Annotated in this window: 24 protein-coding genes; 6 read left to right on the top strand and 18 right to left on the bottom strand. The window is 73.6% G+C overall.

All coding sequences use genetic code 11. The annotated features are described in order from the left end of the window. Positions 1 to 34 precede the first annotated feature (34 nt). From ACH414_RS25285 to ACH414_RS25275, 3 genes are all read right to left on the bottom strand, one after another. Complete coding sequence (locus ACH414_RS25285; protein WP_398943442.1) at positions 35 to 2,401, bottom strand: ATP-binding cassette domain-containing protein; 2,367 nt, start codon at positions 2,399 to 2,401, stop codon at positions 35 to 37. Between the two features lie 103 nt (positions 2,402 to 2,504). After that, on the bottom strand, positions 2,505 to 2,921 hold the full coding sequence (locus ACH414_RS25280; protein ID WP_386566385.1) for a VOC family protein: 417 nt from the start codon (positions 2,919 to 2,921) through the stop codon (positions 2,505 to 2,507). Positions 2,922 to 2,931: 10 nt separating this feature from the next. Next, complete coding sequence (locus tag ACH414_RS25275) at positions 2,932 to 3,444, bottom strand: helix-turn-helix transcriptional regulator (protein ID WP_382548567.1); 513 nt, start codon at positions 3,442 to 3,444, stop codon at positions 2,932 to 2,934. 118 nt (positions 3,445 to 3,562) lie between these two features. Between ACH414_RS25275 and ACH414_RS25270 the strand changes: the two genes are divergently transcribed. Both ACH414_RS25270 and ACH414_RS25265 read left to right on the top strand, forming a co-directional pair. Further along, entirely contained in the window at positions 3,563 to 4,372 is an 810-nt protein-coding gene (locus tag ACH414_RS25270; RefSeq protein WP_398943439.1) for a DUF4440 domain-containing protein, read from the top strand. Positions 4,373 to 5,088: 716 nt separating this feature from the next. Further along, entirely contained in the window at positions 5,089 to 6,690 is a 1,602-nt protein-coding gene (locus tag ACH414_RS25265) for an ABC-F family ATP-binding cassette domain-containing protein (RefSeq protein ID WP_398943436.1), read from the top strand. A 132-nt stretch (positions 6,691 to 6,822) separates the two neighbouring features. Here the strand turns inward: ACH414_RS25265 and ACH414_RS25260 are convergent, their stop codons facing one another. From ACH414_RS25260 to ACH414_RS25245, 4 genes are all read right to left on the bottom strand, one after another. Next, positions 6,823 to 7,998: a methyltransferase gene (locus ACH414_RS25260; protein ID WP_398943434.1), complete on the bottom strand. Its 1,176-nt coding sequence runs from the start codon at positions 7,996 to 7,998 to the stop codon at positions 6,823 to 6,825. Positions 7,999 to 8,365: 367 nt separating this feature from the next. After that, on the bottom strand, positions 8,366 to 8,941 hold the full coding sequence (locus tag ACH414_RS25255) for a histidine phosphatase family protein (RefSeq protein WP_382546039.1): 576 nt from the start codon (positions 8,939 to 8,941) through the stop codon (positions 8,366 to 8,368). A gap of 69 nt (positions 8,942 to 9,010) precedes the next feature. Then, positions 9,011 to 9,463, bottom strand: coding sequence for a GNAT family N-acetyltransferase (locus tag ACH414_RS25250; protein ID WP_382546042.1), 453 nt, complete (start codon positions 9,461 to 9,463; stop codon positions 9,011 to 9,013). Between the two features lie 93 nt (positions 9,464 to 9,556). Continuing rightward, on the bottom strand, positions 9,557 to 11,170 hold the full coding sequence (locus ACH414_RS25245) for a PLP-dependent aminotransferase family protein (protein ID WP_398943431.1): 1,614 nt from the start codon (positions 11,168 to 11,170) through the stop codon (positions 9,557 to 9,559). On the opposite strand from ACH414_RS25245, the gene ACH414_RS25240 reads away from it, so the two are divergent. Beyond that, on the top strand, positions 11,085 to 12,011 hold the full coding sequence (locus ACH414_RS25240) for a DMT family transporter (protein WP_382546047.1): 927 nt from the start codon (positions 11,085 to 11,087) through the stop codon (positions 12,009 to 12,011). The genes ACH414_RS25245 and ACH414_RS25240 overlap by 86 nt on opposite strands. Before the next feature lie 96 nt (positions 12,012 to 12,107). Further along, positions 12,108 to 12,311 (top strand): DUF1918 domain-containing protein, encoded by a 204-nt coding sequence (locus ACH414_RS25235; protein ID WP_382546050.1) that lies wholly within the window; start codon positions 12,108 to 12,110, stop codon positions 12,309 to 12,311. Positions 12,312 to 12,353: 42 nt separating this feature from the next. Here ACH414_RS25235 and ACH414_RS25230 read toward each other — a convergent pair whose 3' ends face one another. After that, a complete protein-coding gene (locus ACH414_RS25230; RefSeq protein WP_398943429.1) occupies positions 12,354 to 13,622 on the bottom strand; it encodes a glycoside hydrolase family 10 protein in 1,269 nt (422 codons plus the stop codon). Between the two features lie 173 nt (positions 13,623 to 13,795). Here ACH414_RS25230 and ACH414_RS25225 point away from each other — a divergent pair, with 173 nt between their 5' ends. After that, positions 13,796 to 14,656: a 3-hydroxybutyryl-CoA dehydrogenase gene (locus ACH414_RS25225; protein WP_382546055.1), complete on the top strand. Its 861-nt coding sequence runs from the start codon at positions 13,796 to 13,798 to the stop codon at positions 14,654 to 14,656. 66 nt (positions 14,657 to 14,722) lie between these two features. Here ACH414_RS25225 and ACH414_RS25220 read toward each other — a convergent pair whose 3' ends face one another. The 10 genes from ACH414_RS25220 to infC form a co-directional block, all read right to left on the bottom strand. After that, positions 14,723 to 15,253: an NUDIX hydrolase gene (locus ACH414_RS25220; RefSeq protein WP_382546058.1), complete on the bottom strand. Its 531-nt coding sequence runs from the start codon at positions 15,251 to 15,253 to the stop codon at positions 14,723 to 14,725. Positions 15,254 to 15,367: 114 nt separating this feature from the next. Next, on the bottom strand, positions 15,368 to 16,720 hold the full coding sequence (locus tag ACH414_RS25215; RefSeq protein ID WP_382546060.1) for a transcriptional regulator: 1,353 nt from the start codon (positions 16,718 to 16,720) through the stop codon (positions 15,368 to 15,370). Between the two features lie 247 nt (positions 16,721 to 16,967). Beyond that, on the bottom strand, positions 16,968 to 18,032 hold the full coding sequence (locus tag ACH414_RS25210; protein WP_398943427.1) for a PP2C family protein-serine/threonine phosphatase: 1,065 nt from the start codon (positions 18,030 to 18,032) through the stop codon (positions 16,968 to 16,970). 230 nt (positions 18,033 to 18,262) lie between these two features. Next, on the bottom strand, positions 18,263 to 20,794 hold the full coding sequence (gene pheT, locus ACH414_RS25205; protein WP_391769928.1) for a phenylalanine--tRNA ligase subunit beta: 2,532 nt from the start codon (positions 20,792 to 20,794) through the stop codon (positions 18,263 to 18,265). After that, on the bottom strand, positions 20,794 to 21,921 hold the full coding sequence (pheS, locus tag ACH414_RS25200; protein WP_382546069.1) for a phenylalanine--tRNA ligase subunit alpha: 1,128 nt from the start codon (positions 21,919 to 21,921) through the stop codon (positions 20,794 to 20,796). The genes pheT and pheS overlap by 1 nt, the downstream gene beginning before the upstream one ends. Before the next feature lie 200 nt (positions 21,922 to 22,121). Then, the gene (locus tag ACH414_RS25195) at positions 22,122 to 23,315 is read right to left on the bottom strand and encodes an ATP-binding protein (protein WP_386566408.1); all 1,194 of its coding nucleotides are present in this window, start codon (positions 23,313 to 23,315) and stop codon (positions 22,122 to 22,124) included. 81 nt (positions 23,316 to 23,396) lie between these two features. Beyond that, complete coding sequence (locus ACH414_RS25190; RefSeq protein WP_382546074.1) at positions 23,397 to 24,236, bottom strand: TrmH family RNA methyltransferase; 840 nt, start codon at positions 24,234 to 24,236, stop codon at positions 23,397 to 23,399. A 114-nt stretch (positions 24,237 to 24,350) separates the two neighbouring features. Then, a complete protein-coding gene (rplT, locus tag ACH414_RS25185) occupies positions 24,351 to 24,737 on the bottom strand; it encodes a 50S ribosomal protein L20 (protein WP_225799578.1) in 387 nt (128 codons plus the stop codon). A 106-nt stretch (positions 24,738 to 24,843) separates the two neighbouring features. After that, on the bottom strand, positions 24,844 to 25,038 hold the full coding sequence (gene rpmI / locus ACH414_RS25180; RefSeq protein WP_041128339.1) for a 50S ribosomal protein L35: 195 nt from the start codon (positions 25,036 to 25,038) through the stop codon (positions 24,844 to 24,846). A gap of 126 nt (positions 25,039 to 25,164) precedes the next feature. Further along, positions 25,165 to 25,878 (bottom strand): translation initiation factor IF-3, encoded by a 714-nt coding sequence (gene infC, locus ACH414_RS25175; protein ID WP_382546079.1) that lies wholly within the window; start codon positions 25,876 to 25,878, stop codon positions 25,165 to 25,167. A gap of 306 nt (positions 25,879 to 26,184) precedes the next feature. Between infC and ACH414_RS25170 the strand changes: the two genes are divergently transcribed. Further along, entirely contained in the window at positions 26,185 to 26,571 is a 387-nt protein-coding gene (locus ACH414_RS25170; protein WP_382546082.1) for a DUF1844 domain-containing protein, read from the top strand. Positions 26,572 to 26,573: the final 2 nt, after the last annotated feature.

The following is a 26,573-nucleotide window of genomic DNA, read 5'->3' as shown; positions in this document are numbered from 1 at the left end:
ACCGCTGAGGGCGCTGAGGCTCAGGCGCCCGCGGTCACGCGCCGACGTAGGACGCCAGGTGTTCGCCGGTGACGGTGGAGCGGCCGGCGGCCAGATCGGCAGGGGTGCCTTCGAAGACGATCGTGCCGCCGTCGTGGCCGGCGCCCGGGCCGAGGTCGATGATCCAGTCGGCGTGCGCCATGACCGCCTGGTGGTGTTCGACGACGATGACCGACTTGCCCGAGTCCACCAACCGGTCGAGGAGGCCGAGCAGCTGCTCGACGTCGGCCAGGTGCAGACCGGCGGTCGGCTCGTCCAGGACGTACACACCGCCCTTGTCCGCCATGTGGGTGGCCAGCTTGAGCCGCTGCCGCTCGCCGCCGGAGAGCGTGGTCAGCGGCTGGCCGAGGGTGAGGTAGCCGAGGCCGACGTCGGCGAGGCGCTCCAGGATCTTGTGGGCGGCCGGGGTCCGCGCCTCGCCCGCGCCGAAGAAGCGCTCGGCCTCGTTCACCGGCATGGCGAGCACCTCGCTGATGTCCCGGCCGCCGAGCTTGTACTCCAGGACCGAGGCGTCGAACCGCTTGCCCTCGCAGTCCTCGCAGGTCGTGGCGACGCCCGCCATCATCGCCAGGTCGGTGTAGATGACCCCGGCGCCGTTGCAGGTGGGGCAGGCGCCCTCGGAGTTGGCGCTGAACAGCGCCGGCTTGACGTCGTTGGCCTTGGCGAAGGCCTTGCGGATCGGGTCGAGCAGCCCCGTGTACGTCGCCGGGTTGGAGCGCCGGGAACCGCGGATCGTGCCCTGGTCGACCGAGACCACGCCCTCCGACGGCGGGATCGAGCCGTGGACCAGCGAGCTCTTGCCGGAACCCGCGACGCCCGTCACGACCGTCAGCACCCCGAGCGGCACGTCGACGTCGACGCCCTTCAGGTTGTGCGTCCGCGCACCGCGGATCTTCAGGAAGCCGGTGGGCTCGCGGACGGTGTCCTTCAGGGCGGCGCGGTCGCCCAGGTGGCGCCCGGTCACCGTGTCGCTCTTCCGCAGCGCCTCGACGGTGCCCTCGAAGCAGACCGCGCCGCCCTCCGTGCCGGCACCGGGGCCGAGGTCGACGACGTGGTCGGCGATCTCGATGACCTCCGGCTTGTGCTCGACGACGAGCACCGTGTTGCCCTTGTCGCGCAGCCGGAGCAGCAGGTCGTTCATCCGCTGGATGTCGTGCGGGTGCAGCCCCGTCGTCGGCTCGTCGAAGACGTACGTGACGTCCGTGAGCGAGGAGCCGAGGTGACGGATCATCTTGACCCGCTGCGCCTCGCCGCCCGACAGCGTGCCCGCGGGCCGGTCGAGCGCGAGATAGCCGAGGCCGATCTCCACGAACGAGTCCAGGGTCTGCTGGAGCGCGGTGAGCAGCGGCGCCACCGAGGGCTCCTCGATGCCCCGCACCCACTCGGCCAGGTCGCTGATCTGCATGGCGCAGGCGTCGGCGATGCTGATCCGCTTGATCTTGGACGAACGGGCCGCCTCACTGAGCCGGGTGCCGTCGCACTCGGGGCAGGCGGTGAAGGTGACCGCCCGGTCGACGAACTCCCGGATGTGCGGCTGCATGCCCTCCTTGTCCTTGGCGAGCATCGACTTCCGGATCCGCGGGATCAGACCCTCGTAGGTCATGTTGATGCCCGCGATCTTCATCCGGACCGGCTCGTGGTGGAGGAAGTCGTGCAGCTCCTTCTTCGTGAACCTGCCGATCGGCTTGTCCGAGGGGAAGAAACCGGACTCGCTGTAGAGGCGGTAGTTCCAGCCGCCCGCCTTGTAGCCGGGGATGGTGAGCGCACCCTCGTCGAGGGACTTGTCCGCGTCGTAGAGCTGGGCGGGATCGAGGTCGGTGACCGAGCCGCGGCCCTCGCAGCGCGGACACATGCCGCCGGTGCGCTGGAAGGTCGCCTTCACCGCCTTCTTGTCGCCGCGCTCGACCGTGATCGCCCCGCTCGCCCTGACCGAGGGGACGTTGAAGGCGTACGCGCCGGGCGGGCCGATGTGCGGCTTGCCCAGGCGGCTGAAGAGGATCCGCAGCATGGCGTTGGCGTCGGTGGCGGTGCCCACCGTGGAGCGCGGGTCGGCGCCCATCCGCTGCTGGTCGACCGTGATCGCGGTGGTGAGCCCGTCGAGGACGTCGACCTCGGGGCGGGCCAGGGTCGGCATGAAGCCCTGGACGAAGGCGCTGTACGTCTCGTTGATCAGCCGCTGGGACTCCGCGGCGATGGTGTCGAACACCAGCGAGCTCTTGCCCGAGCCCGAGACCCCGGTGAAGACGGTGAGGCGGCGCTTCGGGATCTCGGTGCTGACGTCCTTGAGGTTGTTCTCCCGCGCCCCGACGACGCGGATCACCTCGTGACTGTCGGCGGCGTGCGGCGCGCTGGCCTTCGTCATCGTCTCGTCTCTCCTTCTGGACACTCGGTTGCGGGCGGGGCGCTCGTTCACGGGCGGCCGGCGTCCGCGGCCGGGCCGGGGCCCTGCCGCGGACGGCGCTCCGCTACTGCTTGCGCGGCTGGTTGAAGCGGAGCATGTTGCCCGCCGGGTCGCGGAAAGCGCAGTCCCGTACACCGTACGGCTGATCGACGGGCTCCTGGAGGACTTCGCCGCCGGCGGCACGGATCCGCTCGAAGGTGGCGTCCACGTCGTCCGTGGAGAAGATGACGCCCCGCAGCATGCCCTTCGCGAGCAGCTCGGCGACGGCCTGGCGGTCGGCCGCGGAGGCGGTGGGGTCGGCGAGCGGCGGTTCCAGGACGATCTCCACGTCCTGGTCCGGGGACGCGAGGGTCACCCAGCGCATGTTCTCGAAACCGACGTCGTTGCGGACTTCCAGGCCGAGGACGTCACGGTAGAAGGCGAGGGCCTTGTCGTGGTCGTCGACGGCGATGAAGCACTGGGAGAGGCGGATGTCGTTCATGCCTTCGAAGTTACGAGGCGGTGGCCGATTGCGCTTCTCCGATCCTGATCCGTTCCCCGGCGGGCGCCTCGGGGGCGGGCGCGGGGGCGGGGGCGGGGGCGGAGGCGTTGGCGGGGGCGGGCGCGTTGGCGGACGTCCTGACCGGGCGGGTGGCGACCTTGGCGACGCACGCGGGGATCGGGGCGCCCGACTCGTGGTCGCGGGCCCGGTAGGCGCTGGGGCTCTCCCCGACGAGCTCGGTGAAGCGGGAGCTGAACGACCCCAGCGACGTACAGCCGACGGCGAAGCAGACCTCCGTCACGCTCAGGTCGCCCCGCCGCAGCAGCGCCTTCGCGCGCTCGACCCGGCGGGTCATGAGATAGCTGTACGGGGTCTCCCCGTAGGCGGCGCGGAAGCTGCGGGAGAAGTGCCCGGGAGACATCAGCGCGACCCTCGCTAGGGCCGGGACGTCGAGCGGCTCCGCGTAGTCGCGGTCCATGGCGTCCTTGGCGCGGCGCAGACGGACCAGGTCCTCCAGGTTCATGTCCCCAGCCTGCCACGCGACACCGACATCGCACCGGCTGTCACATCCTCCCGGCCCGGAGCGTCAACGCACTGACGCACCGGCACGGCCGCCCGGCCCCGACGAGGAGTGATGCCCCATGCAGGACGACACCTTCCTGACCGCGCAGTTCGACGCCCATCACGAGCAGCTGCGGGCCGTGGCGCGGCGGATGCTCGGCACCTCCCGCGACACCGAGGAGGTGCTGGCGCAGACCAGGGCGGAGCTGGGCGGCGGGGCAGGGGCCGGGGTCCGGGAGTGGCTGGTGGCCGCGGTGGGCCGGACCTGTGTGCGGCGGCTCCAGGGGCGGGCGGGGGCGGCGGGGGCGGGCGCGGTTCACGACGGCTCGGGCGGTGGCCGCGAGCCCGTCGACCCGGTGTGGCTCGCCTTCCTCGTCGTCCTGGAGGCCCTCGGTCCCGGCGAGCGCCTCGCGTACGTCCTGCACGACCTGTTCGGCCTGCCCCTCGACGACACCGCCCGGATCACCGGCCGCTCCCCCGCTGAGGCCGGCCGGCTCGCCAGGGCGGGCCGGCGGCGGGTGCGGGGTGCCGGGGCGGGTGGCGATCCCGCGCGGCAGCGTGCGGTGGTCGAGCGTTTCCTCGCCGCCGCCCGGGCCCGGGACCCCCGCGCCCTCGCGGCCGTGCTCGACCCGGAGGTCGTCGCGTTCTCGGAGCAGGGCCCGGTGCACGGCGCGCCGGCCGTCGCCGAGGGCGCCGCAGCCTTCGCGCGCGCGGGGCGGGCGACGAGACCCGCTCTGGTCGACGGCGCGATCGGGGTCGTGGCCTTCGCCGGAGGACGCCCGGTCTCGGCGGTGGCCTTCACGCTGCGCGCCGACCGGATCGTGGCGCTGGACATCACGACCGGGGAGGAGCGCGTACGGGCTCTGGACCTGACGTTCCCCGACGCGTGAGGGGCCCCGGTCGAGGGGCGGGGCCAGGGGGTGGGGCGGGTCGGCAGGGCGGGAGGCGCGGGGCGGGGCCGGCCGGCGGGCGCGGGGCGGGACGGGGCGGGAGACGTGCGGCGGCGGGGCGGGGCGCGGCGGGCGGCGGAGCCGGGCGGGACGTGGCGGAGCCGGGCGGGACGTGGCGGGGCGGGGCCGGGCGTGGGGCGGGCGGCGGGCGTGGGGCGGGCAGCGGGGCGGGAGACGCGCGGCGGGGCCGGGGGCGGGACGAGGCAAGCCGGGAGGGGGCGGGAGACGCGCGGTGGAGAGGCGCGGGGCGCGGTGCCGCGCGGCGGGCGCGGGGCGGGCGCGGGGGCGGGGCCGGGGCGGGGCCGGGCGGGACGGGAGACGCGCGGCGGGGAGGCGCGGGGCCGCGTGGCGGCGCGGCGGGACGGGGCGGGAGACGCGGGGCGCGGCGGCGCGGCACGGGGTGGGGCGGCACGGCGCCCGGCGGGCGGCGGCCTGGCGGGCGGTACGGAGCGCGGCAGGCAGCCCGGCCGCGGCGGCCCGGGGCGCCCGGCACAGGGCGCGTCGGCGGCACGGTCCGCGGGCCCGCGGAAATCCGGATGCGGCGCGCGTGGCCCGTCGCCTACCGTGGAGGACATGTCTACGCCCCGAATTTCCTAGCTCAAGGACCTGCTTCCACGCCACCCGTGTGTCCTTCAGCTTGTTCGGAGCGTTCCCTCATGATCACCCTTCGTGGTGCCGACGTGCGCGTCGGCGCCCGTCTCCTCCTGTCCGACATCTCCTTCCACATCGCGCCCGGCGACCGGATCGGCCTGGTCGGCCGCAACGGCGCGGGGAAGACCACCCTGCTCGACACCCTCGCCGGCCTGCGGGCCCCGGCCGCCGGCAGCGTGGTGCGGACCGGCGCCGTCGGCTATCTGGCGCAGGACTCGCGCGCCGCCGACCCGACCGTCTCCGTCACCGACCGCATCCTGTCCGCGCGGGGCATGGACGTCGCCGTGCGCCGGCTGCGGGAAGCCGCCGAGCGGCTCGGCGAGCGCGCCGACGAGCGGGCGATGGACGCGTACGCCCGGGCCGAGACCGCGTTCGAGGCCTGCGGCGGATACGCGGCCGAGGCCGAGGCGGCGCGGGTCGCCGCCGGGGTCGGGCTGCCCGCCGAGCTCACGGGACGGCCGGTCGGCACCCTGTCCGGCGGCCAGAAGCGCCGGGTCGAGCTGGCCAGGATCCTCTTCGGCGGGCACGGCGGCGACGGCACGCTGCTGCTCGACGAGCCGACCAACCACCTCGACGCGGACTCGGTCGGCTGGCTGCGCGGCTTTCTCTCCGCCCACCGGGGCGGGCTCGTCGTCGTCAGCCACGACCTCGACCTGATCGCCGCCACCGTCAACCGGGTCTTCCACCTCGACCCGCAGCGGGCGACGGTCGACGTCCACAACACCGGCTGGGCCGCGTACCTCGCCCAGCGGGACGCCGACGAACGGCGCCGGACGCGGGAGCGTGGCAACGCCGAGAAGAAGGCGGCCGCGCTGCACGCCCAGGCGGACCGGATCAAGGCCCGCGCGGGAATGTCGGTCACCGCCCGCAGCATGGCGCGCCGCGCCGACCGGTTGCTCGACGGTCTGGAGGCGGTCAGGCGTACGGAGCAGGTGGCACGGATCCGGCTGCCCGAGCCCGCGCCCTGCGGGCGGATGCCGCTGGGCGCGGTCTCCCTGACCAAGGGGTACGGGGGCGGGCGCCCGGTCCTCGACGGGGTGGACCTCGCCGTGGACCGGGGTGCCCGGCTGGTCGTGCTCGGGCTGAACGGCGCGGGGAAGACGACGCTGCTGCGGCTGCTCGCGGGCGTCGAGACCCCGGACTCGGGGCGCGTGGTGCACGGGCACGGACTGCGGCTCGGCTACTTCGCCCAGGAACACGAGACGCTCGACCCGGCCCGCACCGTGCGCGAGAACCTGTCCGAGGCCGCGCCGCACCTCACGGACGGCGAGGTGCGGCGGGTGCTGGGCGCGTTCCTGTTCCGGGGCGACGACGCCGACAAGCCGGCCGGGGTCCTCTCGGGCGGCGAGAAGACCCGGCTCGCCCTGGCGGCCCTGGTCCACTCGGGCGCGAACGTCCTGCTGCTCGACGAGCCGACCAACAACCTGGACCCGGCCTCGCGCGACGAGGTCCTGGCGGCGGTCGGCACGTATCCGGGGGCGATCGTCATGGTCACGCACGACGAGGGCGCGATCGACGCGCTGCGGCCCGAGCGGGTGCTCGTGCTGCCGGAGGCGGAGGAGGACCTGTGGAACGAGGGACACCGGGAGCTGGTGTCCCTGGCGTAACGGGCGGGCCGGTCCTGGAACCGGGGCCGGGCCGGAACCGGAGCCGGGCCGGAACCGGAGCCGGGCCGGAACCGGGGCCGGGCCGGAGCCACAACCGCAACCGGGACCGCAAGCGCGCGGGGCCGCAACCGGCTACCGCTTCACCGCCCGCAGGACCACGAACTTCGGGTCGCTCGCGACCAGTTCGCCGTTGCCGAAGATCCGGCGCAGGGTGACGTGGTAGCCGAGGTGCCGGTTGCCGACCACCCACAGCTCGCCGCCGGGCCGCAGGGCCCGGCGGGCCTCGGCGAACATCCGGCGGGCGGTGCGGTCCGTCGTGGCCTGGTGGCTGTGGAACGGCGGGTTGTTGAGCACCAGGTCGACGGAGCCGGGGGCGGCGTCCGCGAGGCCGTCGCCGACCGTGAACTCCGCGGTGCGGGCGTCGCCGGCGTGCGTTCGGAAGTTCTCCTCGGCGGAGGCGACGGCCTGGTACGACTCGTCGGTGAAGAGCAGCTCCGCCTCGGGCTCGGCGAGGGCGACGGCGAGGCCGACGACTCCGTTGCCGCAGCCCAGGTCGACCACGCGGGCCCGGCCGAGGTCCCGCGGCAGGTGCTGGAGGAAGAAGCGGGTGCCGATGTCCAGGCGGTCGGCGCAGAAGACGCCCGCCTGGTTGACGACGCTCAGCCCCGCGAGTCCGGCCGGGGCGTCGGCGGGGAGTGCGTACCGGTAGGGCCAGGGGTTCTCCGGGCGCTCCCCCGCCGTGGCGGCCGGGGTGGTGTGGATCAGCCGTGCCTTCTTCACCGCGAGGGAGGTGCGGGTCGGCCCGAGGATCCGCTCGAAGAGCGTCAGCGTGGAGGTGTGGATCTCCTTCACCATGCCGGTGCCGACGATCACGGTGCCGTCGTGGACGGCGGGGGCGAGCCGGTGCAGCTGGTCCTCCAGGAGCGCGAGGCTCTTGGGGACGCGGACGAGCAGCACGTCGACCTTCTCGGGCGGCGGGTCCTGGGTGGTCAGCAGCCGCACCGCGCCGGGGGCGGCTGCCGCGCGGGCCAGGTTGTCCTCGGTGGCCCGCCGGCCGAGGTACGAGTCGGAGATCTGCAGCAGGTCGCCGGTGACGTGCGCTGCGGACCTCGCGGCGGCCAGCGCGGTGGCCAGGGCGCCCCAACGGTCGCCGACGACGGCGACGGTGCCGGTCAGGTCGGTGCCGGTCTCCGCGAGGTGGCCGAGCAGGTACTCGTCGGACGCGTCCCAGGCGCGCAGGGGATCGCGCGGGTCCGAGGGGAAGCGGGTGAGGGGGAGGTCGCCCCAGGACGTGATCAAACGGTTCATCGTGCGTCCAGGCTAGCCGCCTGGACGGGGGGCGGGCGCCGCCGAGTGGTGGGGGCCGTCAGGGCACGAGGGGCAGGGGCCCGGCCGCGCCCGCCGTCCCGTGCGCCCCGCCCGTCCTGCCCGTCCCGCTCGTCCCGCCTATCCCGCCCGTCCTGCCCGTCCTGCCCGTCCCGCCTATCCCGCCCCTCCCGCTCGTCCCGCCTGTCCGGCCCGTCCCGTGCGCCCCGCCCGTCCTGCCCGTCCCGTGCGCCCCGCCCGTCCCGCCCTAGCGGAACGAATGCCCGCACGGGGGGGGCGAGGGCCGGAGCAGGGCGAGACCCGCAGGGAGCGCGCCGTGCCGGCGCGGCCGACGTGCGGTCTCGGCCCCTCAGGTCATCGCCGCCGCCAGCTGGAGGTGCCACAGGCCGGGGCGGCCGGTCAGGGTGATGGTGGAGAGGGGGCGGACGTCCACGTTCCAGTAGGTGGCGGGGTGGGCCTTCAGGGCGTAGACCAGAGCGGCGCGTACGACGGCGGGTTCGGCGACGGCGACGATGGCGCCGTCGTCGGCGGGGCGGGTGTCGAGCCAGCCCCCTATGCGGGTGATGAACGACAGAAGCGTTTCGCCGCCGTGCGGCGCGCTGCGCGGGTCGCCGAGCCAGGCGTCGACGGCCCCCGGTTCGAGCGCGGCGACCTCGGCCAGGGTGAGGCCGCGCCAGCGGCCCATGTCGCAGTCCCGCAGGGCCGGCTGGACCAGCGGGGCGTAGCCGAGGGCCGTGCCCGTGGCGCGGCTGCGGGCCGTCGGGGAGCAGTAGCGCAGTTCGGCCGCGCCGAGCGGAATCAGCCGCGGCGCGGCCAGCTGTACCTCGTACCAGCCGGCCTCGTCGAGCGGCCGGTCGTCGTCGAAGCGTTCGGCGAGCAGGGAGGAGCTGCGCGCCGCCGCGACGAGCGTGACCCGAAGACCCATGGCGGCGATCGTGAGGCCGGGGGCCCCGCAGGTCAAGGGGTCATTGACGGGTGCGGGAGATGCGCCGGCTCAGTGCTGTCCGAGTGCCATCCACTTGTCCGGATTCTGCAGTGGCGTGAAACCGACCTTCTCGTACACGCCGTGCGCGTCCGCGGTGGCCAGCATGATCCGGCGCAGCCCGTACGGTTCGAGCGCGTCGCGGACGGCGGTGACGAGCGCGGTGCCGAGTCCGGTGCCCCGGGCCGCCGGGTCGACGTAGACGTCGCAGAGCCAGGCGAAGGTGGCGTAGTCGGTGACGACACGGGCGTAGGCGCCCATCTCGCCCGTCTCGCGGTGGTAGGCGCCGAAGTTGAGCGAGCCGGCGATCGCCCGGTCCTGCTTCTCCCGAGGTCGGCCGAGGGCCCAGTACGCGTCGGTGGACAGCCAGTGGTGGACGCGGGCCGGGTCGAGGCGGGCGGGGTCGGCTGAGATCTCGTACGCCCCGTGCATGACGGGGCCGTCCGCGGTGGTGGTGTCGCTCATGGGCGAAGGCTGCCAGGGGCGGTGGCGCTTGTCAGGCGAATTTGCCCGGGGCGAGGGCCGCCCGGTGCCCCGCGCCCCGGGCCGGCCTCGTGGTCAGCCGAGCAGTGCGTCGATCGCCGTGCGCAGCCGCCGCACCCCCTCGACGATCTCCGTGGGCCCCGCGACACCCGCGAAACTCAGCCGGATGTGGCCGGCGGGCGGCTCGGCGCAGAAGTAGGGCCGTCCCGGGGCCACCGCGACGCCGTGGCGCAGGGCGGTGGGGACGAGGGCGGCCTCGGGGAGGGTGTCGGGGAGCCGGAGCCAGAGGTGGTAGCCGCCGGAGGGCACGTGGGGCAGGGCGAGTTCGGGCAGGTGGCGGGCGACGGCGCCGGTCATGGTGGAGCGGCGGCTCTTCAGCTCGGCGGCGACGGAGCGCAGGTGCCGGTTCCAGGCGGGGGCGCCGACGAGTTCGAGCGCGGCCTCCTGGAGGGGGCGGGCGACGAAGAAGCTGTCGACGACCTGGATGGCGCGCAGCCGTTCCAGGACGGGTCCCCGGGCGGCCAGGGCGCCGACCCGCAGGCTCGGGGAGGTGGGTTTGGTGAGCGAGCAGACGTGCACGACGACGCCGTCGGGGTCGTCCGCGGCGAGCGTCGCCGGCAGCGGTCCGGCGTCCTCGTGGACGAGCCGGCGGGCGAAGTCGTCCTCGACGACGAAGGCCCCGGCGGCGCGGGCGATCCGCACGACGGCGGCCCGCCGCTCGGGGGCGAGGGCGGCCCCGGTGGGGTTCTGGAAGAGCGGCTGGCAGACGAAGACGCGGGCGCCGGTGGCGCGGAAGGCTGCTTCGAGGAGCTCGGGGCGGACGCCGTCGGCGTCGTTGGGCACGGGCACGGGCCGGAGCCCGGCGGCGCGGGCGACGGCGAGCATGCCCGGGTAGGTGGGCGACTCGACGAGGACGGGGGTGCCGGGCGGGGCGAGGGCGCGCAGGGCGGTGGTGAGGGCGGGCTGGCCGCCGGCGGTGATGAGGACCTCGGCGGCGGTGACGCCGCCGCCGATCGCCCGGGCGAACCACTCGCGCAGTTCGGGCAGTCCGTCGGTGGGCGGCCGGCCCCAGGCGCCGGGGCGGCGGCCGGCCCGGGCGAGGGCGGCGGCGAGGGCGCGCTCGGGCTGGAGGGAGGGGTGGAGGTAGCCGCCGTTGAATTCGATGACGCCGGGCTGGGGCGCGGAGAGGGTGACGAGCACCCCGGAGGCGTCGACGGCCCGGGGGACGAGCTCGGTGGCGCCGTCGGCGCTGAGGGCGAGCTGCTGCCAGGAGGTGTCGCCGATGGCCGGCGCGGCGACGCGCGGCTCCGCGCGGTAGGCGCCGGCGCCGGGGCGGGTGACGACCAGGCCCTCGGCGGCGAGCTGGGCGAGCGCGCGGGTGACGGTCACCGGAGAGACGTGATAGCGCTCGACGAGCGCCCTGCTCGACGGCAGCTTCTCTCCGATCGAGTAGCGGTTCAGCTCCGCCTTCAGGGATTTCGCCAATTCGGTGACACTGCTACGCTCACTCATGAGAGCACAGGATAGCGCTACCCAGTCGAGCACGATAGCGGTCACCAGGGCCCCGGCCGGATCGCCGACCGGACCGCAAGCCGGATCGGCGGTGGGACCGGTAGCCGGATCGGCAGTCGGATCGACGAGCAGTCCGACGCCCGGATCGGCCGCGGCGCCGGTCCCCCGCAGCGGCACCCTGCTCGCCGCGCTCGGCGTCGTCGCCTTCTCGCTGACCTTCCCCTCGACCGTCTGGGGCCTGGAGAGCTTCGGCCCCTGGTCGCTCGTCGCCGTGCGCTCGGTGCTCGCCGCCCTGATCGCCGGCATGTTTCTGCTCGTGGGGCGGGTGCCGCTGCCCGAGCGCCGGCACTGGGCCGGGCTCGCGGTCGTCGCGGGCGGCGTGGTCGTCGGCTTCCCGCTCCTGACCACCCTGGCCCTGCAGACCTCCACCACCTCGCACGCCGCCGTGGTCGTCGGCCTGCTGCCGCTCACCACGGCGGCCTTCGCCGCGATCCGCACCGGTCGGCGCCCGTCCCGCACCTTCTGGATCGCGGCCGTGTCCGGCGCGGTCGTGGTGCTCGCGTTCACGCTCCAGCAGAGCGGCGGGGCGCTCTCGACGGGCGACCTCTACCTCTTCGGGGCGCTGCTCGTCTGCGCCGCCGGCTACACCGAGGGCGGACGGCTCGCGAGGCTGATGCCGGGCTGGCAGGTCATCGGCTGGGCGCTGGTGCTCTGCCTGCCGCTGATGGCGGCCGGCGCGGCCGTGGCGCTCGCGTACGAGCCCGTGCACCTGACCGCCCACGGGATCCTCGGCCTGCTCTGGGTGGCCGCCGGATCCACCTTCTTCGGCCTGTACGTCTGGTACCGGGGCATGGCCGCCATCGGCATCCCGCGCGCGAGCCAGCTGCAGCTCGCCCAGCCGCTGCTCACCCTGTTCTGGTCGGTGACCGTGCTCGGCGAGCGGCTGTCGCCGGCCGCCCCGGTCGCGGCCGGAGCGGTGCTGGTGTGCATCGCCGTGACCCAGCGGGCGAAGAGCTGAGGACCGCGGTCCGGAGTGACGGCGGGAGTGACCGGGGTCACAATGGCAGACATAGACTCCGAGTAGGACAGGGCCGGCCGCGAGGAGGTCACCCCCATGCGTGCGAACGTGGGCGACAAACTGCTGGTGCACGGCCGGACCGTCGGTCAGCACGACCGTACGGCCGAGGTCGTCCAGGTACTGGGGGAGAACGGCACTCCTCCGTACCGCGTCAAGTACGACGACGACGGTCACGAGTCCCTGATGTCACCGGGCCCCGACACCGTCGTACGCCACCACCTGGAGGCGGGGGCCGACTGACCGCCCGACCCGGCCGCCACCGCCCCGCCCCACCGCGCCCCGTCACGCCCGGCGGCGTCGGCGCGTGGGGTGGGGTGCCGGGTCCTCGGCGATGGCGGTGGTGAGCGCCCCGAGGCGGTCCGCGGCGACCTCCCTGCCCGCGAAGTAGCAGTGCCCGCCCACGGTCGGATGCTCCTTGCCGAGCCGCACGTGGCGGGCGAGCTCCTGCGGGTCCTGCCAGGCGGCGGGCTGGGCGGGGTCGCCCACCTTGTAGAGCGCCTCGCCGAGGTAGAGGCGCACGCCGGTGCCCCGGACCACGGCGTCCCACCAGGGCACGAGCGTGGCGTAGTCGGCGGGCTCGTATCCGATGTTCCAGTACAGCTGCGGGACCACGTAGTCGACCCAGCGCTCCTTGACCCACTTGCGGCTGTCCGCGTACTGGTCGTCATAGCTCGCCCCGGCCCGGGTGTCGGAGCCCAGCGGGTCGGTGGAGGCGTTGCGCCAGACGCCGAAGGGGCTGATGCCGAAGGCGACGCGGGGCTTGAGCGCCCTGATCCGGGCCGAGGTCTCGGAGACGAGCAGGTCGACGTTGTTGCGGCGCCAGGCCGCCAGGTCGGTGAAGCCGCCCCCGTACGCGCGGAAGGTCTCGGCGTCGGGGAAGGCGGCCCCGGCCACGGGATACGGGTAGAAGTAGTCGTCCAGGTGCAGGGCGTCGACGTCGTAGCGGCGCACGGCGTCGAGCATGGCGTCCTGCACGTGCCGGCGGACCGCGGGCAGGCCCGGGTCGTAGAAGAGCCGCCCGTCGAAGACGACCGCCCACTCGGGGTGCAGCCGCACCGGGTGGTTCGGGGCGAGCCTGGTGCGGTCGGCGTGGCCGGCGACGCGGTACGGGTTGCACCAGGCGTGCAGCTCCAGACCGCGGGCGTGCGCCTCGGTGACGGCCGTGCCGAGCGGGTCCCAGCCGGGGTCGCCGCCCTGGGCCCCGGTCAGGCACTGCGACCAGGGCTCGTACGGGGAGGGCCACAGGGCGTCGGCGGAGGGCCGGACCTGGAGCATCACGGCGGTCATCCGGCGGCGTACCGCGAGGTCGAGCAGGTCGATCAGCTCGGCGCGCTGCTCGGCGGCGGTGAGGCCGGCCCGGGAGGGGAAGTCCCGGTTGTAGACCGTGGCGATCCACATGCCCCGGAACCGCTCGCCGCGCCGCGCACCGCGCCGTACCCCGCCGTCCGGCCACACCTCGGTCGCCGCGGCCCCGGCCGGTGCCCCGGCGCCCGCGCCGAACATGCCCAGCGCCGCACCCGCCACGAACCCTCTTCTGCCGATCGGTGGCATTTGTCACCCCTCGCTATCGGATACGTCACAGCCCATCGGAAAGCATGCCCACCCCAGAACGATCGATCATCCGCTCCGTCCGGAGTAACGTCGTGGGGTCGAGGCGGACGCACCGGAATCACACGGGCTGCCCGCCGCCAGGAAACAGCGAAAGGCACGAGGTGACGGACTCCATGGCCGACATTGAGCGCGTCGGAGTGGTGGGCTGCGGCCAGATGGGCGCGGGCATCGCGGAGGTGTGTGCCCGCAGCGGCCTCGAGGTGAAGGTCGCCGAGACCACCGGCGAGGCGCTGGAGATCGGCCGCACGCGGCTCTACAACTCGCTCGCCAAGGCCGCCGAACGCGGCAAGATCAGCGAGGAGGAGCGCGACGCCACGCTGGCGCGGCTCAGCTTCACCACCGACCTGGGCGAGTTCGCCGACCGCGACCTCGTGATCGAGGCGGTCGTGGAGAACGAGCAGGTCAAGACCGAGATCTTCAAGGTTCTCGACCAGGTGGTGACCCGGCCGGACGCCATCCTGGCCTCCAACACCTCCTCCATCCCGCTGGTGAAGCTGGCCGTGGCGACCTCCCGCCCCGACCAGGTCATCGGCATCCACTTCTTCAACCCCGCGCCGGTGCAGAAGCTGGTCGAGCTGATCCCCGCCCTCACCACCTCCGAGGGCACGATCAGCCGGGCGCAGCTGTTCGCCGAGAAGACCCTGGGCAAGCACGCGATCCGTGCGCAGGACCGCTCGGGCTTCGTGGTGAACGCGCTGCTCGTGCCGTATCTGCTCTCCGCGATCCGGATGTTCGAGTCGGGCATCGCGAGCCGCGAGGACATCGACAACGGCATGGAGTTCGGCTGCGCCCACCCGATGGGTCCGCTCAAGCTCTCGGACCTGATCGGTCTGGACACGATCGCCTCGATCGCCGACTCGATGTACACCGAGTACAAGGAGCCGCTGTACGCGGCCCCGCCGCTGCTGCAGCGGATGGTGGACGCGGGCCGCCTCGGCCGCAAGACGGGCTCGGGCTTCTACCCGTACTCCTGAACCGCCGCTCGCCCCGGACGGCCCGTACACCGCACAGGTACGGGCCGTCCGGCGTGTGCACGGGTCTCAGCCGAGCCTCAGGTGCCGCAGCATCAGCAGTCCCGCGGCCATGTTGGCGGCCGGGACCTCGCCCCTGGCGATCAGGTCGGGGACGAGCTTGAGCGGGACCCAGTCGACCCGCGAGGACTCGAAGGCGTCCTGGGGCGGACCGGTGTAGGTGGCCTCGTCGGTCCAGTAGAGGTGGTGGCGGGCGTCGGTGAGGCCGTTGGACGGCTCCACGGTGAGCAGCGGGCGCAGCGGCCCGGGGCGCCAGCCGGTCTCCTCCTCCATCTCGCGGGCGGCGGCGGTCTCGGTGTCCTCGCCGTCCTCGACCACGCCGGCGGCCAGCTCCCAGCCCCAGCTGTCGGTGATGAAGCGGTGGCGCCAGAGCAGCAGGACCTCGTCGGCGTCGTTGACGGCGGTCGCGACGGCGACGGGGCGGAGCCGGATCAGATAGTGGTCCAGGCGGCGGCCGTCGGGGAGTTCGACGTCCGCGAGGTTCACCCGGAACCAGCGGTTCTCATAGACGGGATGTTCACTTAATTTCGTCCACTGCACGTTTCTGCCACCTTCCGACTGGTCGGTGATTACTTGGTGGCAATATCGCAGCAGGGACCGGGCCGCAAGGCAAAGCTCACCCCACACCGCACGGCTCGCGCGGCACCGCAGGGCTCACAGGGGCACGCGCAGCGCACCGTCGATCAGTTCGGCCGCCTCCCTGGCATCCCCTCCCCCACTGGCCAGCAGATGCTCCCGCACCTCGCGCAGCCGGTCCCGCAGCCGCTGCGACTCCATCCCGCGGGCCCCCTCGGTCATCTCCACCGCCGTCCGCGCCGCCCGCTCCGTCTCCCCCTGCCGCAGCTCGATCTGACACAGCATGGCGAGCCGGTGCACCCGCCCCCGGTCGTGCGCCGGGGTCCGCACGGCCGCCGCCGCGTGCTCGTGCGCCCCCGTCAGGTCGCCCAGACTGAGCAGCGCCTCCGCGACCTGCACGTTGACCAGGCCGGGCTGCACATAACCGGTCTCGGCGGGCTCGTGGCCCGGGCTGATCCGCGCCGCCTCCGTCTCCGCCCGCCGGATGCAGCCGAGCGCGGCGGCACCGTCGCCGAGATGGGCGTACGCCTTCGCCTGCATCGCCGTCAGATCGGCGGCGAGCGCGGGCGTGATCTCCCGGCCCGCCGACCGCAGCGCGGCCTCCGCGAACGCCACCGCCTGCCGGTACTCCGCCATGAACAGCGACTGGTTGACCAGCAGCGCGACCACATAGGCGCCCAGTCCCCGGTCGCCACTGGCCTTCGCCAGGCGCAGCGCCTGGTGGAAGTAGCGCTGGGCGAGCCCCTGGGCGTCGGAGTCGTACGCGCAGATCCCGGCCACCGCCACCAGCCCGCCCGTGGCGCGGTGCAGTCGCCGCCCGAGCGCGTCGCTGTAGGCGCCGCGCAGCAGCGGCGCGGTCTCGGCGCTGAGGAAGCCGACGATCCGCGCACGGGTCGCCATGCCGCCGGCCTTGCGGTACATCTGCTCGTAGTGCGCCCGGGCCGCGCTCAGCATCTGCACGTCGGCGGCCGAGACCCGGGTGCGGCCGTCGCGGGAGACGTCCACGTCCTCCGGCGGGTTCTCCCATTCCCAGACCGGCATCACCGCCGGGGTGCCGGTCACCGCCTGGGCACCCAGGACGTGCGGGCGTTGCTGCTCGTCGCAGCGCCACAGGGCGGTGGCCCGCTCGACGAAGCCGGAGAGCGGCGAGCCCGCCGCGGGCAGCCCGGCGCCGGGCACCCCGAGGCCGATGTCGTCGAGGGAGACGGCCCGGTGCAGCCGGCCGCCGAGCACCTCGCAGATCAGGTCGGGCACCTGGCCGCGCGGCCGCTGCCCCTTCAGCCAGCGGGCCACGGCGGTGTGTTCGTAACGCAGGGCCAGGCCCCGCGCCCGGCCCGCCTGGTTCACCCGGGAGGCGAGACCGGCGTGGGACATGCCCGCTTCGTCGAGCAGGGCGTCCAGCAGGGTGTTGGGCTGGAGATGGGGCTGCATGGGACCGCTCCGGTGGGTCGGGGGCGCTTTCACACGGGGTGTGAACGGAGTACTCGTTCTTCCGGTCCGTACGCACTGTCACCGAAACGTCCGGACCGCTTGACTGAACTCCCTCGCCGCAAGGCGAGGAACCGGGCCGCCGGCTCCCCCTCGAACAGTGCGGCCGCCCGGTCCGCGCCGTCCGCGCTGTTGATCTGCCCGACACTCCGTGGCAGCGCGGACGGCGCCGGCCTCGCGACCCGACCCACTAGTGGGGGGAGGGCGCAGGCCGGGTACGGCGCAGCCCGGGTTCGGCGGGCTGCGCCGGTACCCGCACCCGGTCGTTGCGGACGACGAGCAGGGCGACGTCGTCGGTGAGCCGGCCGCCGGTGTGCCGCAGCAGCGCGGTGTGGACCGTGCGGACCAGCGCGGCGGGCGCCTCGCCGGCCGCTCCTTCGAGGGCCGCGTCGAGCGCGAAGAACCTCCCCCGGCGGTCGCGGGCCTCCTCCGCGCCGTCCGTGTGCAGGACCAGCGTCTCGCCCGGCCGCAACCGGGTGGCCGGGTACGGCACGAGGTCGTCGGGGAGCGGGAAGGCACCGAGCGGGGGCAGCGGTTCGCCGACGGGCACGGCCTCGACCCGAGGGCCCAGGCGGTACGGGCCGGGGTGGCCGCAGTCGAGTGCGAAGACCAGCCCGTCGGCGCGGATCTCGAGGAGCAGCAGGGTCACGAACTCCTCGGCCGCCGGGTGTTCGGGCGACCGGCCCGCCCGGGCCGGGTGCTCCTCCCGGGCCCGCTCGCGCAAGTGCCGCCCGAGCGCCCGGTCCAGGCGGCGCAGCACGCCCGCGAGTTCGGGCTCGTCGTGGGCGGCCTCGCGGAAGCTGCCGAGGACGGCGACGACCGCTCCGAGCGCGGCGAGACCGTGGCCCCGCACGTCCCCGATGACGATCCGCACCCCGTAGGGGGTGGCCGTCGCCTCGTACAGGTCCCCGCCGACGACGGCGCCCCGGGAGGCGGACAGCTGCCCGGCGGCCACCGCGAGCCCGTCGAGGCGGGCCGGTGGCGAACGCAGCAGGACCCGCTGGGTGGCGTCGGCCACGGCCCGCACCCGTGCCAGTTCCCGCTGGAGTCCGCGCCGGGCCCCGAGCACGAGACCGGTTCCCACGGCGAGGAAGACGATGCCGCTGGCGAGCCGCATCGGCAGCCCGGGGCGCTGGGCCAGCGGACAGCCGACCTTCCAGGCGACGGCGACGAGCCCCCATGCGACCGGAGCCGCCAGCGGAGCCATCCGCCGGATCCGGGAGCCCTCGGCAACCAGTGCCCTGTCACGGAACATCCACGGCCCTTCCCGAGGCCCGCCAGCGCCCGAAGACCCTGCGGCACACAGGCCCGCCCCTGTGACCGCGTCGATTCTCGCGGGGGAGACGGACACGCGGGAACATCCGCCGGGGATCTCACCCGAAGGAGTGAGCGCCCCCGTACGGGAGTACGGCCGCGCGGGCACACGGGAAGGGGCCCTGCCCCGGGCTCGTCACCCGGGGCAGGGCCCCTTCCGCGTCTCCGGCGTCACGCGCCGCGCAGCACGGCTCCCGTGTGCTCCGCCGCCAGGGCCACCGCCGCGTCGCGGGCGGCCGTGGCCTCCTCGACCGTCAGGGTGCGGTCGGGGGCACGGAACTTCAGGGCGTACGCGAGGGACTTCTTGCCCTCGTCGATCTGGTCGCCGGTGTAGACGTCGAACAGCCGGATGGACTCCAGGAGTTCACCCGCACCGCCGGCCAGGTAGTACTCCACCATCGCCGAGGGGACGTCCTTGTCGACGACCAGGGCCACGTCCTGGGTCGCGACCGGGAAGGAGGAGATGTTCGGGGCCTTCACCGGGCCCTCGCTCGCCCGCTCCAGCAGGTCGAGGTCCAGCTCCATCGCGCAGGTGCGGGCCGGGAGGCCCAGCGCCTTGACGACCCGCGGGTGCAGCTCGCCGCCGTGGCCGACCAGCGTCTTCTCGCCGTCGATCATCACGTGGAAGGCGGCACAGCGGCCCGGGTGCCAGGGGGCGTGCTGGTCGGCGTCGATCAGCAGACCGACCCCGGCCTCGGCGGCCACCGTGCGGGCGGCCTGGATCGCGTCCGCCCAGTCGGACGGGCGGCCCTTGCCCCACCAGCCTGCCTGCTCGCGCGCACCGGCGAGGACGACGGCGGCGCGACGCGGCTGCGCGGGCAGCGCGGCGTTGACGCGGGCGATCTCCTCGTCGGTCGGCCGGCCGTCGACGCCCAGACGGACGGCGACGCCCGGCTGGCCCTCGGTGGGACGGAAGACCAGGCCGGTCTCGAAGAGCGCCAGGTCGTGGCTGCCGCGCCCGTCGTTGCGGCGCAGCGCGCCGAGCAGGCCCGGCAGCAGCGTCGTACGGAGCGCGGGCTCCTCGTCGGAGAGCGGGTTGACCAGCCTGACGACCCGGCGGCGGGCGTCGTCCGCGTCGAGGCCGAACTGGTCGAAGACCTGCTCGCCGATGAACGGGTAGTTCAGCGCCTCGACGTAACCGGCACCGGCCAGGGCGCGGCCCACCCGGCGGTGGGTGCGCTGGCGCTCGGTCAGTCCGCGGCCGGCCGGCGGCTTCGGCAGCGTGGAGGGCAGGTTCTCGTAACCCTCCAGGCGGATGACCTCTTCGGCCAGGTCGTTCGGCACGTACAGGTCGGGGCGCCAGGACGGGACCGTGACGACGAGCTCGTCCTGCCCGTAGACGTCGCAGCCGATCTCCTGGAGACGGCGGACGACGGTCTCGCGGCCGTACTCCACACCCGCGACCTTGTCCGGGTGGTTCGCCGGCATGGTGATGGTGTGCGGCGCGGACGGCGCGACGACCTCGGTGACGCCGGCCTCGGCCGTGCCGCCCGCGAGCAGCACGAGCAGGTCGACCGTGCGCTGCGCGGCAGCGGCGGCGGCCTGCGGGTCCACGCCGCGCTCGAAGCGCTTGGACGCCTCGGAGGACAGCTTGTGGCGGCGGGCCGTGCGGGCGATCGAGATCGCGTCGAAGTGCGCGGCCTCGATGACGACCTCGGTGGTGCCGGTGACGGCGCCGGTCTCGGGGTCGACGACCGGGTCGGCGATCTCGGTGTTGGCACCGCCCATGACACCCGCGAGGCCGATCGGCCCGCGGTTGTCGGTGATGACCAGGTCCCCGGAGTCGAGGACGCGCGCGGTGCCGTCGAGGGTGGTGAACTTCTCCCCGGCGGCGGCCCGGCGGACCCCGATGGGACCGTCGATGCGGGTGCGGTCGTAGGCGTGCAGCGGCTGGCCGAGCTCGATCATCACGTAGTTGGTGATGTCGACGGCGAGCGAGATCGGGCGCATGCCGGCCTTCTGCAGGCGGCGCTGCATCCAGATCGGGCTGCGGGCCTCGGGGTCGAGTCCGACGACCGTACGCGCGGTGAAGCGGTCGCAGCCGATCGGGTCGGCGATCTGGACCGGGTAGCCGTACGAGTTCGGCGCGGGCACGTCGAGCAGCGCCGGGTCGCGCAGCGGCAGGCCGTAGGCGATGGCGGCCTCGCGGGCGACACCGCGCATCGAGAGGCAGTAGCCGCGGTCCGGGGTGACGGCGATGTCGAGGACCTCGTCGTACAGCTCCAGGAGCTTGGTCGCGTCGGTGCCGACCTCGTGCTCCGGCGGCAGCACGATGATGCCGTGCGTGCCGTCGTCGCCCATGCCGAGCTCGTCGCCGGAGCAGATCATGCCGCGGGAGACCCGGCCGTACGTCTTGCGCTCGGCGATCCGGAAGTCGCCGGGCAGCACGGCGCCGGGCAGGGCCACGACGACCTTGTCGCCCTCGGCGAAGTTCCGGGCGCCGCAGATGATCTCCTGGGGCTCGCCGGTGCCGTTGGCCTGGCCGACGTCGACGGTGCAGAAGCGGATGGGCTTCTTGAACTCCGTCAGCTCCTCGATGGTGAGCACCTTGCCGACCACCAGCGGGCCGGTGAGGCCGGCGCCGAGCTGCTCGACGGTCTCGACCTCGAGGCCGGCCGAAATGAGCTTGGCCTGTACGTCACGGCCGGTCGCCGTCGCCGGCAGGTCGACGTACTCCCGCAGCCAAGAAAGCGGGACCCGCATCAGATCTCCATCCCGAACGGCCGGGTGAACCGGACGTCACCCTCGACCATGTCTCGCATGTCTTCGACGTTGTGGCGGAACATCAGCATCCGCTCGATGCCGAACCCGAAGGCGAATCCGCTGTACTTCTCGGGGTCCACACCACAGGCGACGAGCACCTTCGGGTTGACCATGCCGCAGCCGCCGAGCTCGATCCAGCCCTCGCTGCCGCAGGTGCGGCAGGGGCGGTCCGGGTTGCCGACGGACTCGCCGCGGCAGACGTAGCAGAGCATGTCCATCTCGGCGGACGGCTCGGTGAAGGGGAAGAAGTTCGGGCGGAGCCGGGTCTTCATGTCGGGCCCGAAGAGCGCCTGGACCATGTGGTCGAGGGTGCCCTTGAGGTCGGCCATGGTCAGGCCCTCGTCGACGGCCAGCAGCTCGATCTGGTGGAAGACCGGGGTGTGCGTGGCGTCGAGCTCGTCGGTGCGGTAGACGCGGCCGGGGCACACCACGTAGACCGGGGGCTCCCGGTCGATGAGGGTGCGGGCCTGGACCGGCGAGGTGTGCGTACGGAGCACGACACCGGACTCGTCGCCCGTGGTGCCCTCGGGGCCCTGGACGAAGAAGGTGTCCTGCATCTGGCGCGCCGGGTGGTCCGGCACGAAGTTCAGGGCGTCGAAGTTGAACCACTCGGCCTCGACCTCGGGGCCCTCGGCGACCTCGTAGCCCATCGACACGAAGACGTCGGCGACGCGCTCCATGAGGGTGGTCAGCGGGTGGCGGGCGCCGGCCGGGACGCGGTCGTACGGCAGGGTGACGTCGACGGCCTCCTCGACGAGGACGCGGGCGTCGCGCTCGGCCTCCAGCTCGGCCTGGCGGGTGGCCAGCGCCTTGCTGACGATGCCGCGGGCCTGGCCCACGAGCTTTCCGGCCGCGGCCTTGGCCTGCGGGGGCAGGGCGCCGATCTCCCGGTTCGCGAGCGCGAGCGGCGAGGTGCCGCCGGTGTGCGCGGTCTTCGCGTGGGCGAGCGCGTCGAGGTCGTCTGCGGCCGCGAAGGCGGCGAGCGCCTCGTCCCGCATGCGCTCGATCTCTTCCGGTTTCAAGGCCTCGACCTCGACCGGGTCGTACGACTTATTGGGTGCCGACATCTCTTCCCGTGCTTCCGTTGGCTGGCTGGGCGGCCCCGCTCGACGTCAAGGGCGCAAACGTGCCAAAGGACGAGTCTAACGGGGCGCGGGGACGCGAATGAGCCCGTGGGCGGCCCGGGCGGCTCCGGAACTCGTACGGTCTCGCCTGGTGAGACCGTACGAGGGACCTCGAAGGACCTCGCGGGGAGCTCGGCGGGACCTCAGAGGAGGTGGGCCGGGGTGCCGACGGGCAGGATAAATCGGAACTCGGCCCCGCCCCGGGGGCCGCGTCCGACGGTGATCGTGCCGCCGTGGGCCTCGACGACGCCCTTGACGATGTAGAGGCCGAGTCCGGTGCCGCCGCGCTTGCTGCCCCGCCAGAAGCGGGTGAAGACACGGCCCATCGACTCCTCGGGGATGCCGGAGCCCTCGTCGCTCACGCTGACCTCCGTCCCCTTCTCTCCGTCGGTGGTGGCCGTGGTGGGGGCCACCTCGATGGTGACGGTTCCCTCGCCGTGGCGCACCGCATTTTCGAGGAGGTTGCCGAGGATCTGGTCGATCTTGTCGGGGTCGGCCCACAGCTCGGGCAGGTCGGGGCGGATCCGGACGAAGAAGCGGTCGGGGGACTGCCCGCCGGTGGTGTGGGCCTGGATGTGCCGGCCGACGGCGGCGGCGATGTCGACGGGCTGGCGGCGGACCTCGAGGCGGCCGGAGTCGATCCGGGAGATGTCGAGGAGCTCGGCGATGAGGCGCTTGATGCGGCCCGCGTCGGCGTCGACGGTCTCCAGCATCAGCCGCTTCTGGTCGTCGGTGAACCGCTCCCACTTGTCGAGCAGGGTGGCGGTGAAGCCCTTGACCGAGGTGAGCGGCGAGCGCAGCTCGTGGGCGACGGTGGCGATGAGCTCGGCGTGGCTGCGTTCGGTGCGCCGGCGGGCCTCGGTGCCGCGCAGGGACACGACGACCCGGCGCACCGGTCCGGTGGGGTGGGCGCGGACGTAGCGGGCGGAGACGAGGACCTCGCGGCCGCCGGGCAGCAGCAGGTTCCGCTCGGGCTGCCCGCGGCGGGTGGCGAGCCCTCCGTACGGGTCGGTCAGCGTCCACCAGCGGCGGCCCTTGAGGTCCTCCAGGGGCAGCGCCTGGTCGAGGGGGCGGCCGAGGGCCTCGGCGCCGGGTACGGCGGTGATCCGGCTCGCGGCGGCGTTGAAGCAGACGATCCGGCCGGTCTCGTCGGCGACGACGAGACCGTCGGGCAGGTCGTCGGGGTCGATCCCGAGACCGCCGGCGCGCACGTCGTCCTCGGTCGGGCTGTCCGGCAGGTGCGGGCCGGGTGCCGCGGCCGGTTCGCCGGCGGGCGGCGGCGAGGCGTGCGGCGCGCTGCTCCGTGCCTGTGCGGGACTGCCCGTGCCGACCGTCATCCCCGTAACCCCACCCCTCCGTGTCACGCAGTGGGCCCCGAGTGCGTCACCCTACTAGGCGAGGCGGCCGAGGTGGAGTCCTCAGGCGGTGGTTCGGGGGCGCTGGGCGCGCGCGGAGGCGTACAGGCACACGGCGGCCGCGGTCGCGAGGTTGAGGCTCTCGGCCTTGCCGTGGATCGGGACGCGGACGACGGCGTCGGCGAGGGCCCGGGTCTCCTCGGGCAGTCCCCAGGCCTCGTTGCCGAAGACCCAGGCGGTGGGGCCGGTCATGGTGCCGGCGTCCAGCTCGTCGTCGAGGTCGTCCTCGCCGGCCCCGTCGGCGGCGAGGATGCGCACTCCGGCGCTCTTGAGGCCCGCGACGGCCTGCTCGACCGGGACGCCGACGGCGACCGGGAGGTGGAAGAGGGAGCCGACGGAGGCGCGGACGGACTTGGGGTTGTACAGGTCCACGGAGGCGTCGGTGAGGATCACGGCGTCGGCGCCGGCCGCGTCGGCGCAGCGCAGCACGGTGCCGGCGTTCCCGGGGTCGCGGACGTGGGCGAGGACGGCGACCAGCTTGGGCCGGGCGGCGAGGATGTCCTCGAACGGCGAGTCGAGGAAGCGGCAGACGCCGACGAGGCCCTGCGGGGTGACGGTCTGGGAGACCTCGGCGAGCACGGCGTCGGAGGCGTGGTGGACGCGGGCTCCGGCGGCGCGGGCGGCGTCGATGATGGCGGCGTACCGCTCGGCGGCCTCGACGGTGGTGAAGAGCTCGACGAGGGTGGACCGGCCGTCGGTGCCGCGGTGCTCGACGGCCTCGCGGACGGCCTGCGGGCCCTCGGCGATGAAGAGGCGGTCCTTGCCCCGGAAGTTGCGCTTGGCGAGTCGCCGGGCGGCGACGACGCGCGGGGAACGCGGGGAGATCAGCTCGGGGGTGGACATGTGCCTGGGGCTCTCTGACTCGTCGGGTACGGCGGCGAAGAAGCGGGGGTCAACGCGCCGGACCCGCAGGCGCGAGGCCTGCGGGTCCGGGCAGAAGTACTGCGGCCTGGAAGATCAGGCGGCGGCCTTCGGAGCGTTGACGTCGGCCGGGAGGGCCTTCTGCGCGACCTCGACCAGCGCGGCGAACGCGTTGGAGTCGTTGACGGCCAGCTCGGCGAGGATCTTGCGGTCCACCTCGATGTTGGCGGCCTTCAGACCCTGGATGAGGCGGTTGTACGTCATGCCGTTCAGGCGGGCAGCGGCGTTGATGCGCTGGATCCACAGCTGACGGAAGTCGCCCTTGCGCTTCTTGCGGTCGTTGTAGTTGTAGACCAGCGAGTGGGTGACCTGCTCCTTGGCCTTGCGGTACAGGCGCGAACGCTGACCGCGGTAGCCGGAGGCCTGCTCGAGGATCGCCCGACGCTTCTTGTGGGCGTTGACTGCCCGCTTGACGCGTGCCACTTCTTAACTCCTTGTAGCGGGGTCGCGGTGGTGCTCACACGACCCGAAAAACGGATGGGTCCCGGTCTGTGCCGGATGCCCTCGTCGCCGAGGGCGGGAGATCAACTCAGATGCCCAGCATCTTCTTGATCTTGGCGGAGTCACCCGGGGCCATCTCGGCGTTGCCCGTGAGGCGACGCGTCAGCTTGGACGACTTGTGCTCGAGCAGGTGGCGCTTGCCGGCGCGCTCGCGCAGGATCTTGCCGGAGCCGGTGACCTTGAAGCGCTTCTTGGCACCGGAGTGCGTCTTGTTCTTCGGCATAGCGCCGTTATCTCCTCGTCAGTGGCGCTCCCCCGGTGCGGGCACCGGACAACCGGGAGCGTCAATTCTTCGTTTGAGTGGTTCCGGGCGGAACCCTGGGGCTGCCGGAGCGGCAGCCCCGCGGGATCACGCCTCGGCGTTCTCGGCCGACGTGTCGGCCGAAGCCTGCTCGGCCGGGGCCTCCGCGGCGGGCGCCTCGGCCTGGACCGCCTCGGACGAACCGCCCTGGCGCTCGGCCTTGCGCGCGGCCTGGGCCTCGCGGGCCTCGGCCATGGCCTCGGTCTTCTTCTTGTGCGGACCCAGAACCATGATCATGTTCCGGCCGTCCTGCTTCGGGTTGGACTCGATGAAGCCAAGCTCCTGCACGTCCTCGGCAAGGCGCTGCAGCAGTCGGTAGCCGAGCTCGGGGCGGGACTGCTCACGACCGCGGAACATGATCGTGATCTTGACCTTGTCACCCTGCTTGAGGAACCGGACGACGTGACCCTTCTTGGTGTCGTAGTCGTGCGGGTCGATCTTCGGCCGGAGCTTCATCTCCTTGATGACCGTGTGCGCCTGGTTCTTGCGCGCCTCACGGGCCTTCATGGCCGACTCGTACTTGAACTTCCCGTAGTCCATGAGCTTGCACACGGGCGGACGGGCGTTCGCCGCAACCTCAACCAGGTCGAGGTCGTACTCCTGCGCGAGCTCCAGGGCCTTGGCAAGCGGCACAATGCCGACCTGCTCGCCACTGGGGCCGACAAGACGCACCTCGGGAACGCGAATCCGCTCGTTGATGCGGGGCTCGGCGCTGATGGATCCTCCTCGGTAGCACCACGCGACCGCCTGGCGGACGGACACGTCTTGGTATGTCGAGACCAACCGAGCCGGCACATGAAAAATGCCCCGGACGGTACACAGGCGGGGCTCCATGGAAAACCGGAACACCGCCGCGGTGAACCGCGGGGCGCACATCGGGCGGCTCCATCGTCCGTACGGAACGATGGGCGCCACCTGACCGGTGACCCGCCGCCCGCTAGGGCGGTCAGGTGGGAGAACGGAGCCTCCACTTGTGGGCCGGGCACGCATGTGTCCGGCCGGTCGTTACACAAGGTTAGCAGGACCCGCCGGTCGGCGCGAACCGTACGTCCGCTTATCGTGTGAGGCATGAGCGACACGCCCCAGCACGAGTCCACGGACACCACGGACTCCCCCGAGAACCCCGACTTCGAGGCCATGACCCGCGACATCGCCGAGGTCCCGGCCGTCGAGGTCATCGTGACCGTCGCCGTCAACCTGATGAGCGCCGCCGCGGTGAAGCTCGGGCTCACCGAGGAGGGCGACGAGCACAAGGACCTGGACGAGGCCCGCAAGCTGATCCACGCCCTGGCCGGTCTGCTCGACGCCGGGGTCACGGAGATCTCCTCGTTCCACGCGGCGCCGCTGCGGGACGGTCTGAAGTCCCTGCAGCTGGCCTTCCGCGAGGCGTCGTTCGTCCCGGACGAGCCGGGCCAGGGCCCGGGCGAGAAGTACACGGGGCCGGTGTACGGCTAGCG

The organism is Streptomyces sp. NPDC020422 (assembly GCF_044386705.1).
In the GTDB taxonomy this organism is placed as follows: domain Bacteria; phylum Actinomycetota; class Actinomycetes; order Streptomycetales; family Streptomycetaceae; genus Streptomyces.
The sequence above is the reverse complement of the archived record's forward strand: the minus strand, read 5'-3'. Positions and strand labels throughout refer to the sequence as shown.

Bases quoted from the DNA above. Each gene is read 5' to 3' on its own strand.
- ACH414_RS25255 (WP_382546039.1), bottom strand. From the start codon at position 8,941: ATGGGTCTTCGGGTCACGCTCGTCGCGGCGGCGCGCAGCTCCTCCCTG.
- ACH414_RS25230 (WP_398943429.1), bottom strand. From the start codon at position 13,622: ATGCCACCGATCGGCAGAAGAGGGTTCGTGGCGGGTGCGGCGCTGGGC.
- ACH414_RS25250 (WP_382546042.1), bottom strand. From the start codon at position 9,463: ATGAGCGACACCACCACCGCGGACGGCCCCGTCATGCACGGGGCGTAC.
- pheT (WP_391769928.1), bottom strand. From the start codon at position 20,794: ATGCGGGTCCCGCTTTCTTGGCTGCGGGAGTACGTCGACCTGCCGGCG.
- ACH414_RS25210 (WP_398943427.1), bottom strand. From the start codon at position 18,032: ATGTTCCGTGACAGGGCACTGGTTGCCGAGGGCTCCCGGATCCGGCGG.
- rpmI (WP_041128339.1), bottom strand. From the start codon at position 25,038: ATGCCGAAGAACAAGACGCACTCCGGTGCCAAGAAGCGCTTCAAGGTC.
- ACH414_RS25195 (WP_386566408.1), bottom strand. From the start codon at position 23,315: ATGACGGTCGGCACGGGCAGTCCCGCACAGGCACGGAGCAGCGCGCCG.
- ACH414_RS25190 (WP_382546074.1), bottom strand. From the start codon at position 24,236: ATGTCCACCCCCGAGCTGATCTCCCCGCGTTCCCCGCGCGTCGTCGCC.
- ACH414_RS25235 (WP_382546050.1), top strand. From the start codon at position 12,108: ATGCGTGCGAACGTGGGCGACAAACTGCTGGTGCACGGCCGGACCGTC.
- ACH414_RS25225 (WP_382546055.1), top strand. From the start codon at position 13,796: ATGGCCGACATTGAGCGCGTCGGAGTGGTGGGCTGCGGCCAGATGGGC.
- ACH414_RS25275 (WP_382548567.1), bottom strand. From the start codon at position 3,444: ATGAACCTGGAGGACCTGGTCCGTCTGCGCCGCGCCAAGGACGCCATG.
- ACH414_RS25280 (WP_386566385.1), bottom strand. From the start codon at position 2,921: ATGAACGACATCCGCCTCTCCCAGTGCTTCATCGCCGTCGACGACCAC.
- ACH414_RS25270 (WP_398943439.1), top strand. From the start codon at position 3,563: ATGCAGGACGACACCTTCCTGACCGCGCAGTTCGACGCCCATCACGAG.
- ACH414_RS25285 (WP_398943442.1), bottom strand. From the start codon at position 2,401: ATGACGAAGGCCAGCGCGCCGCACGCCGCCGACAGTCACGAGGTGATC.
- ACH414_RS25215 (WP_382546060.1), bottom strand. From the start codon at position 16,720: ATGCAGCCCCATCTCCAGCCCAACACCCTGCTGGACGCCCTGCTCGAC.
- ACH414_RS25265 (WP_398943436.1), top strand. From the start codon at position 5,089: ATGATCACCCTTCGTGGTGCCGACGTGCGCGTCGGCGCCCGTCTCCTC.
- ACH414_RS25260 (WP_398943434.1), bottom strand. From the start codon at position 7,998: ATGAACCGTTTGATCACGTCCTGGGGCGACCTCCCCCTCACCCGCTTC.
- ACH414_RS25170 (WP_382546082.1), top strand. From the start codon at position 26,185: ATGAGCGACACGCCCCAGCACGAGTCCACGGACACCACGGACTCCCCC.
- pheS (WP_382546069.1), bottom strand. From the start codon at position 21,921: ATGTCGGCACCCAATAAGTCGTACGACCCGGTCGAGGTCGAGGCCTTG.